The sequence below is a fragment of the Corynebacterium sp. HMSC067D03 genome, assembly GCF_001811185.1.
Classification (GTDB): Bacteria; Actinomycetota; Actinomycetes; order Mycobacteriales; family Mycobacteriaceae; genus Corynebacterium; species Corynebacterium coyleae.
This window is the reverse complement of sequence record NZ_KV803842.1, coordinates 199,785-207,048: the sequence shown is the minus strand read 5'-3', so window position 1 is coordinate 207,048 and position 7,264 is coordinate 199,785. Positions and strand designations below refer to the sequence as shown.

General features: G+C 58.0%; 4 protein-coding genes and 1 CRISPR repeat array. All 4 genes read left to right on the top strand.

Annotated features, from left to right (window positions below):
• The first annotated feature begins 366 nt into the window (after positions 1–366).
• Genes HMPREF2785_RS11675 through cas3u form a run of 4 tightly spaced genes read left to right on the top strand, consistent with a single transcriptional unit; the run spans position 367 to position 6,934 of the window.
• Positions 367–999: a type I-E CRISPR-associated protein Cas6/Cse3/CasE gene (locus HMPREF2785_RS11675; protein ID WP_168164689.1), complete on the top strand. Its 633-nt coding sequence runs from the start codon at positions 367–369 to the stop codon at positions 997–999.
• A 33-nt stretch (positions 1,000–1,032) separates the two neighbouring features.
• Positions 1,033–2,325, top strand: coding sequence for a type I-G CRISPR-associated RAMP protein Csb1/Cas7g (gene cas7u / locus HMPREF2785_RS10610; protein WP_070450012.1), 1,293 nt, complete (start codon positions 1,033–1,035; stop codon positions 2,323–2,325).
• Positions 2,325–3,575 carry a type I-G CRISPR-associated protein Csb2 gene (csb2, locus tag HMPREF2785_RS10605; protein WP_070450015.1) on the top strand — a complete coding sequence of 417 codons (1,251 nt, stop codon included), beginning with the start codon at positions 2,325–2,327 and terminating at the stop codon, positions 3,573–3,575. Before cas7u ends, csb2 begins: the two co-directional genes overlap by 1 nt.
• Complete coding sequence (cas3u, locus tag HMPREF2785_RS10600; protein ID WP_070450018.1) at positions 3,572–6,934, top strand: type I-G CRISPR-associated helicase/endonuclease Cas3g; 3,363 nt, start codon at positions 3,572–3,574, stop codon at positions 6,932–6,934. Before csb2 ends, cas3u begins: the two co-directional genes overlap by 4 nt.
• Before the next feature lie 115 nt (positions 6,935–7,049).
• Positions 7,050–7,261: a CRISPR direct-repeat array (repeat unit 29 nt; unit sequence GTCTTCCCCGCATACGCGGGGGTGGTCCC).
• Between the last annotated feature and the right edge of the window lie 3 nt (positions 7,262–7,264).

Below are 7,264 nucleotides of genomic sequence, written 5' to 3'. Positions count from 1 at the left end.
GAACTGGACCACCTACATCAGATCAGACACAGACGATGGCCGCCCCACTATTTTCAAGGGCCTACCATCAGCAAGCGTTACACCACACTAAGGGACGCAACCCGCGGTCGCAGTAGTTACGATTCATCTTCTGATAGCGCTCAAGGTTAGTGAGCAGGAAGTCCTGGAGTTGTTTCAACGCTCAAACAGCGTGGCAAAAGAAACTAATTTTAGCTCAGAAGCATCTGCTGCAGCCCTCTGGAGGATGGGTTCCGTGAAGTCTTAGGCTAGGAAGTGTCTAAGTTTCATGATTTCTTCACCCCTATGTTCGAACAAGAGTTCCACAGCCCGCCAGTAATGTCCGGACCGTCTTTTATATTGGGGTCTATGACAAATGAAAACCCTACATACGCGCGGTATATGCTCATGTTGCCGTCGAGAGTAGCCAATAAAATCGCGACAGACCACGGCGCTGGCCACCGCCTTTTGATGGCGCTGCTCCCTGACGGAGTGCTTGATCACCAATCCCCACGACAGTCCGCACACCTGCTGTGGACGATGGCGAAACCAACTGAGATGCTCGTCAGTTCTTGCATCCCGTTGAGACAGGCAGCGGATATATCGGTGGCGGACGCAGAACACACCGAACCGCAGGCTGGAAAACGCTATCTTCTCCAGACAACGGTTGAAACCACGTACACCCCTGCTACGTGGGTGTCGGAGGAAATCTGGAACCTTCCGAATCGGCCTGCGATCCACGGCAAACGTGTCCCCGTGCCGAACGAAAAGCTTGAGCAATGGTTGGTGGAAAAGCTCGAGCGGGCTGGCTTCTCGGTCGCCAGTCTTGATGCTGCACGCTCGTACCGGCTGCCGATCAGGAAACGTACGGTGCCGGTTGCAGATATTGCCGCTGAAGTCACAGTCGCGGACCCTGATCTAGCGCTCAAGGCGTATCGCGAGGGCTTCGGTAGGTCGAAAAACTTTGGCTGCGGCCTTTTGCGGCTCTCACCACTTGCATAACTCCACTTGAACTATCTGAAAGGACTATCTCCTATGTCTCATGATTCCCTCTCAAAGAACTACGCCGCGATCACATATGTCGGGGACATGGTGCCCACCGCTGGCCGCGGTGCACCGATCGCACCGCCGACCTACATCGCCAACTCTGATGGCTCTGTGTTTGCTCGTTCTGAGGCGCAACCGGTGCCTACTCCTGAATCGGACTATCGCGAGTTCGCAAAGGATCCTGATTCTGGTGCGCTCGTACTTCGCCCGTCGGTCGTCGTGAATTCGCAAGGCGCTGAGGCAACGCAGATTGAAACGGCGATCATCGAAAATGAAGATCTCCTGGGGGCAAAACTGCCGGGCATCTTCTTGGATCACGAAAAGACTAGCGACGAGAAGCTACTTAAGGTGGCAACGAATGCGCTGAAGAAGTGGAAGGAGCCAGCACCGTATGATGCGAAGTTCCTCGCAGAAATGCTGCGCGATGACCTCCGCCAGGCTGAGGCGAGTACGTGGATGACCTCCCACCGCCATGCGGATGCGTACATCAGACACAGCGAGGTTGATGGCAAGCAGATCTGGGCAGACCGCGATAGTGAGGTCTACAAGATCATCACAAACGCCTCGGCCGATCGTGCGGACTTGCTGTTCCGCTACTTCCCTAACTCCGCGCTGTTCGGATTCTGGCTGTCTTCGGTCGCTCCGCGGCGTCACAAGCTGGCGCGTTCGCTCTCTTCCGTGATGACGGGCTACGACGCGCACGATATTGCGTATGGCGCGACGAAAGGCGACGTACTTGGCGGCATCGCGTCCGAGGCTAAGTTACAACTGGATGAAAAGACACTGGAGCTGCGTGAGGGCGGCAAACGGTCCCCATCGGAGTTCGGTCTCGGTCCTGTACCAAACGCACCGACGACAAAGGCCTTTTCGTGCGGTTCTATTCTGCGCCAGTCGTCTGTATCGTTGACCAACCTGCGGCACCTTAAGGTGCCAGGTAACCGCGAAGCGTCGCATCTGATTGCTGATGTGCTTGCCTGGCTGGGAATCTTTGGGCTGCTTATTACGCAGGATGACAACTTCCTCCGCTCAGGGTGTGATCTGGTCACGGCGCAATCGACATCAGGATTCAAGCGCATCACCGCTACTGGTACTGCTGAGGATTGGGACGTTGACTTGGACGCAGCGATCGCTGGTTTCCAAGCAGCATATGACCGACTGCCTGAGGAGCTGCGCTTCGCAGAGCGGATCTATACCGAGTACCCGGAAGCCATTTTGGCTGCACGAGCGGCGACTATCCTAAACGAGTCCAAAGCTTCGAAGTCTGAGAAAGGCAAGAAGTAGTGGCGCTGACTTTTTCCGTTCAATTTGTCGCGGGGATGTACTCGGGGCACCACGAGGATCATGTCGTGTTCCCGCCGTCGCCAGCGAGGTTGGTCGCAGCGCTGCTTGCTGCGGCGCATCGCTCACCGCAGGTCGATGATGCCCGTGCAATTTTGAGTGAGATATGCGCTGCGGCGGATCCGCTCATCGTCGTCCCGCCCGCGTATGCAGGAGGCTCAGGAGAAACGTATATGCAGCCGATTACCGCAACCCCGGGCGGTAAGAAGGCTAATCAAACTGTGTTTGCAGGTCCGCAGCGAATCATGGGGCAGCGCGGTGGAAAGATTCGCAAGCGCTCCAGTGGGCATTTTGTGGTCACGGGGGACTTGTACTTCGTCTGGGAGGAGCTCGTCCTCAACGATGAGCAGCTTACGCTGGCGCAGCAGCTCGCCAGCGACGTCGGGTATTTCGGCCGCGAGTCTGACCTGGTGGTGATCCGCGCCGATCGCACCTCCAAGGCTGATTTGATCCGCCAGTGTGCGCACTCGCATGAGTTCTACTCGCCGATGCCACGGGGAGGTAAGCAACTCCGCGTGCTCTCGCCGGGGTTCCTGAGCTGGCTTGATGATCGTTACGCATCCACGTTTGGTGAGGATGCACGGGTCACCATTCCCGTGGATCACCGCGTGCGGACAGCTTCGTATGCTCCCGCCGCAGTGGTTCCGAACAGCGACAGTGTGCTCGTTCCCCTCGCTTTTCGGCGCCCACTTCCCCTCGAGCAGGCGCTCAAGTACGCGAAGTCAGTCCGTGGTGAAGGCGGCGTTGCAGCATTCCCTCTGACTCGTTCAGGCAACCGTTACCTGGATGGTTCCGCGGTAGGTCTAGGCGTCGTTACCACTGGCGGAGTGGTCCTTGACCCGTCATTCGATACTGAGGTGCTCGGTGAGAATACCGGGGCGATCACGCTGCAGCCAAGCTATTGGCTCCGCCCAGCGCAGGTATGGATGACAGCGGTTCCGCTCATAGGCCACCCGGACAAGTGGGTGGCTACCCAGCAGATTCTTGCCGCGGTACCCGATGCCGAAATCCTTGAGATGTCTGCAGCGCCTGTTCGCGCCGGGCAACGGCATGTTCCGACGTCGCCCACGCAGCGCGCTTGGCATCTTGTTTTGCGTACCCCGGATGTCGTCCACGGACCGCTTCTGCTGGACCCCAAGCATGGCACCGGGGTATGTCTTCCCGATTATCTAGCGAAAGAGGCCCAATCATGAGCACTTTCCCAACATTTGCCTCGTTCTACGAGGCGGTGCATGGATTCGCGCCGTTCAAGTGGCAAGATGAGCTCGCCCAGCAAGTGTGGGAGCGCAAGAGCTGGCCTGAGCAGGTCGCTGCGCCAACTGGTGCCGGCAAGACCTCGACGTTAGATATTGCCGTCTGGGCGTTAGCAAAAGATGTTGCCGAGCACGGCGTGGGCGCGCGCCATTTTCCGCTGCGCATTTTCCTTACGGTTGAGCGTCGCTTGGTAGTGGATGGTGCTGCTGCACACGGCGCCATTATCGCGAACAAACTCGAGACACAGCCGCAGCTTGCGCCGGTACGAGACGCGCTACGCCAGCTGCTTCCACGAGATCACAAGGGGTCGGTACTTCGTGTCACGTCGCTCCACGGCGGCAAAGCCCCCGAACGTGAGTGGCTCACTCCGGTTGGTGCGCAAATCATTACGGCAACGGTAACACAGCTTGCCTCCCGCACGCTGTTCCGAGGCGTCTCTGTCTCCCCACGCACACTGTCCATGCATGCAGGCCTTACGGGTGTTGACCGTCTCATTCTTATCGACGAACCCCACCTTGCCCCTGCCGCCGTCAAAATGTGGCGCGACGTGGAGCAACTCCAACGCCAGTACCCGCGTTCACCTCTCGTTGGCTCGACCGTTGTTCTCGGAGCGACAATTCCTGAAAGCCTGAGGTCAGCTGATTGCTTCATTGGTTCTCTTGCCGAGGATCCGTCTCCGGCTGCGAAGGCTCGGTTGGGGATCAAGAAGCCGGTCCGATTAGTTGAGACGTCGAAGCCGGTAGACGAGCTGGTAGCGGCTGCGGAAGCCGCATTCCATTCACGCTCCCAAGACCCAGACAGCGATGGCATCTTGGTCGTAGTGAACACGGTAAAGCGGGCCGTTGATGTGGCGAAGAAATTGCGTACGAAGCTGAAGCGTAGCCCTGCCAATGTCGTGTTGCTGACTTCGACGGTTCGACCCGTTGATCGGGCGCTGCCGGATGATTTCACTCCGGACACGGTGATCGTCGCAACGCAGACTGTTGAAGTCGGTGTTGACATTGATGCAGAGGCATTGGTGACGGAGTTGCCGTCGCTACCTGCGTTGGTGCAGCGCTTTGGGCGTGTGAATCGTACCGGTCTGCGTCAGGAGCGAGAGTCCACCGTCGTGATTCCGGAAAATCCTGACGATGCCACGAAATCCATTTATGGGGACGAGCAGATGCAGGCATCGCGTGACAGTCTCTTTGCACAGGCAGAAGACGGTCTGATCGGAGACGCAAACACGCTCGTGGTGCCCTCCGAGGCATGGGAACCTGATCCTCGTACCTGTTCGGTGGAGGAGTACTTGCCGCGTTTGACTTCGACCAGGCCTCCGGCACAGGTCCCGTGGGAAGCGTTGGCGTTCGGACCTGATGCGACAGACCGCGCTAGTGTCACATTGGCGTGGCGTGAAAACCTGGATGAGATACTTGACCAAGCGCAAGTCTTCCCAGACGAAACAATCACTATTCCGATCGGGCAGGCGCAAGCGTTTCTCTCTGGAAAATCATCGGATGCGTCGTTCGCGGATACTGTGGCGGGGAGTGGCGACAAACCGAAGTCGCAGAGCATCACCGTCAACTGTCGTATTCGTGTTGGCGAAGAATGGGTGCAGCCCGACTCCATCAGTCAGGTGGAACCGGATGCGCTGGTGGTTATCGCTGCGTCCGAGGGAGGCTACTCCCCGGCAACAGGGTTCTCTACAAAGCTGAAAGCGACGGTGGAAGACCAATCGATGCAGATCTGTGTTCAGCAGGGACGTGGTTTCTTCGATATCGGGCTTCTCGATGAGCAAGACCTCTTCATGCTTGCCGAGCAACTTGGTCTCGAACCAGCCGATCTCATTTTGCAACGCATAGCGGAGCGCTTCTCCTATGTTGACGTTGAGAACCTCGACGTTGTGCTCAGCGGCCGTGCCGTTGGCGTCCGCTACTCCACAGCTGCAGCGCGACGCACCCCCAAACGCGTCACGCTTGCCGACCACAGCGTGCAGACTTCCCAGCTCGCCGAACAATACGCGACGCTTTCCGGTATTCCCGACGACATGGTTGAAGCAGTCTCTCGCGCTGGGCTCTTTCATGACGCCGGCAAGGTTGACCCCGGATTCCAACACAGTTTCGGCAACTATCTGCCTGAACCCGTTGCGAAACCGGTCGGTCGTGTGATGCCGTCGTTGCTTGATCGCGGTCAAACGACGTGGCGTCACGAAGTCCTTTCAGCGACCGCCGTTCGTGGTGACTCTTTCGCGGACGAACTCGTGCGCCACCTGATCCTGACTCACCACGGTTGGGCCCGGCGCTTGAGTCCACACGATGACACGACGCATACGAACTCCCTGCGTTACCGTCTTCTCGAGGAACAATTTGGACCCTGGGGTCTGGCATTTTACGAAACGGTGCTGCGGAGCGCGGATTGGGCGGCATCGGCCTCCCCACGCAGTGGACTAGCCGAGTCGTGGACGTCACTCAACATCCACGTCAACCCCGATTCCCTCGCCGATGTCGCTGAGTATCCGGTGACGCACGTGCTCACAGGCCCACGACCGTATTCCCTCACGATGCTTCTCGTAGGCATCGGAGCGCTCGCTTCTTGCGTTCGCAATGGCGATAGCTCAGCGAGGCTCAGGGTGGTCGACGGCAAGGTGGAACTGTCGTCGACAGTTGATCCTTCTTGGGACATGCAGCTCTATAACTCGATGGCCTTGTCTCTAGAGGTCGGGGCCGGTTTCAGGAATGCGGATGGCACTTTGTGCGATAGTGATGCAAAGGATCGAGTGAAGAAACGTAACAAGTGGTATCTCAGCCATAGGCGTCGAGCCCTCGAGCAATGCCCCGACGCCCTTCCCTTCTTGTTCGACGCCACCACTAACGACAAAAAGCCGAAACTGTTCTCAATCCCGATTTTCCACGGGAACGGAAGTCCTTATTTCGCTATTATCACCGACGACCCAGCCCAACGGACACAATCACTTTACGACCCCACCATCGGCCTCGTGGATGGCAAAGGGACCGGAGGACTCGACGTCAACCCAGACGATCGCTTCTCTGGTGATATGGATCGGCGATACTCCGAAGACCATCTGGCCTGGGCAATCGCAGGCATAGTTGCACTCGGCATGCCAGGTAACGAGAACGGGTCCGGTGTCCGCGATAGGCAATTGACACTGACCGCGCCTACCGAATGGTCGACCTTGGAAGAGATCCAAGACTTTGTCATGAGTCCCATTTCGACCTTGCCGACGTACAAGTGGCGTGACCAGCCCACCCGGCAGTCTGGCCAAATCAAAGTATGGGAGCCCATCATGGACAGTTCTTAATGCCCATACTGCCACGGTTATGTTCCGGTTTAAGCGCGCCTCTGACCCTGCCAAGCCGCTGAAGCAGTCGTATCTAGAATGGCCAGTGTCGGGACATTGTTCCAGGTCAGCGAGTGTCTTCCCCGCATACGCGGGGGTGGTCCCCATCGACCACCTCCAGGCTCGCTTCGAGATGAGTCTTCCCCGCATACGCGGGGGTGGTCCCGGGGGTACCAACGCTATATGGGTGGGAGTGTAGTCTTCCCCGCATACGCGGGGGTGGTCCCCAACTGCATCTGCAGCTGAGACACCATGCCCCGTCTTCCCCGCATACGCGGGGGTGGTCCCGGC

Bases quoted from the DNA above. Each gene is read 5' to 3' on its own strand.
- cas3u (WP_070450018.1), top strand. From the start codon at position 3,572: ATGAGCACTTTCCCAACATTTGCCTCGTTCTACGAGGCGGTGCATGGA.
- HMPREF2785_RS11675 (WP_168164689.1), top strand. From the start codon at position 367: ATGACAAATGAAAACCCTACATACGCGCGGTATATGCTCATGTTGCCG.
- cas7u (WP_070450012.1), top strand. From the start codon at position 1,033: ATGTCTCATGATTCCCTCTCAAAGAACTACGCCGCGATCACATATGTC.